This window comes from Streptomyces sp. MMG1533, from assembly GCF_001279775.1.
Taxonomy (GTDB): Bacteria; Actinomycetota; Actinomycetes; order Streptomycetales; family Streptomycetaceae; genus Streptomyces.
In genome coordinates, this window is record NZ_LGDG01000173.1 from 1 (window position 1) to 298 (window position 298).

Sequence of the window (298 nt, forward strand, 5' to 3'; positions counted from 1 at the left end):
GCCGCTGACCGTGATGCGGACCTGGACGGCGCCGTACTGGGTCTGGGCGGCGGTGCCGGTGACGGTCTTGGCCTGGGTGCTGCCCGAGTCCTGGTCCTGGTCCTGGCCCTGAGACGATCCCGTGCTCGTGCCGGCCTTGTCGATGGCCGACTGCAGCGACTTCTTGTAGCCGGCGCTGGTGTAGGTGGCTCCGGACACCGCGTCGATGTCCGCGTTGCCGGCTGCGACCGCGGCCTGGTTGAGCTTGGGTACGGCGTCGGCGGTGATCTGGTCGCTCCGGCCGCCCTTGGGCGCCTGT

1 protein-coding gene is annotated in these 298 nt (G+C 70.8%); it reads right to left on the reverse strand.

Annotation, left to right across the window (positions count from 1 at the left end; all coding sequences use genetic code 11):
* Positions 1-298 (reverse strand): FMN-binding protein (locus ADK57_RS18265; protein ID WP_159050097.1); only part of this gene is annotated, 298 nt, incomplete at both ends.